Annotated in this window: 1 protein-coding gene; it reads left to right on the top strand. The window is 66.7% G+C overall.

Features of this window, described 5'->3' with window-relative positions:
- The coding region (locus ACFWF3_RS37015) for a TauD/TfdA family dioxygenase (RefSeq protein WP_379318929.1) at positions 1–901 on the top strand (901 nt) is incomplete at its 5' end.
- Between the last annotated feature and the right edge of the window lie 145 nt (positions 902–1,046).

Raw genomic sequence — 1,046 nt, 5'->3', positions numbered from 1 at the left:
GGCACTGTGCGGGGGCGAGCAGGACCGGGTGGACGACCCAACCTGGGTCGCGCGCGCCCGGAACTCCTGGGATGCGCTACCGCTGTCGCTGCGGCGCGGCGTTCGGCAGTTCCGGCGACATTCCGGACTGCGCGGATCGTTGGTCATCCACGGCCTGCCGGTCGACGAGATGAGACTGCCCGACACTCCTTCGACAGCGGATTCTGTGCAGCGTGCGGCAGTCGTCTCCGCTGCCGTCCTCACCATGATCGCCTGCGGGCTCGGCGACCCGACCGCATATCTGGCTGAAAAATCCGGCGCCCTCGTCCAGGACGTCGTCCCCGTGCGGGGCAGGGAATCCTTCTCCGGAAACGCCGGTTCGGTGTTGCTGACCTTCCACAACGAGAACGCCTTCCACCTGCACGAACCCGACTACGTGCTGCTGCTGTGCCTCCGCGGCGACCACGACCGGATCGCAGGTCTGCGGACCGCTTGTCTGCGTCAAGCGCTGCCCTTGCTCAGCCAATCGGCCCGGGAAACGCTGTTCGCACCAGAATTCATAACCGCGCCCCCACCGTCGTTCCCCACCGACAACGCCGTCCGCCCACCGCAACCACTGTTATCGGGTGCAGTCGACGATCCCGACATCAGGATGGCCACGATCGCGACCACCGCGCTGACGCCGCGCGCCGAGGCAGCGCTGATCGAATTCGGCCGAGCTTGCGATTCGGTCGCCCGCACCACGGTGCTCACCCCGGGCGACCTGGCCATTATCGACAATCGGGTCACTGTCCACGGCCGCACCGCCTTCCGGCCGCGCTACGACGGCACGGACCGCTGGGTACAACGCACTTTCGCCGTCGCCGACTTGCGCCGCTCCCGTGACCACCGACCAGACGACGGGTACGTCCTCACCCGATGATCCGGGATCCTCGCGGGTCACCGCCGTCGTCTGGCACGACCCGAGGGCTCATCCCCGCTCATGCGGGGAGCACACAAATGTGAAGGATTCCTGCATCTGATGCGAGCATCTCGAGTCTCACCCGCTCAGCAACAGCGCTTACGTT

Origin of the sequence: Nocardia sp. NPDC060220 (assembly GCF_042727815.1) — a bacterium.
GTDB lineage: Bacteria > Actinomycetota > Actinomycetes > Mycobacteriales > Mycobacteriaceae > Nocardia.
The sequence above is the reverse complement of the archived record's forward strand: the minus strand, read 5'-3'. Positions and strand labels throughout refer to the sequence as shown.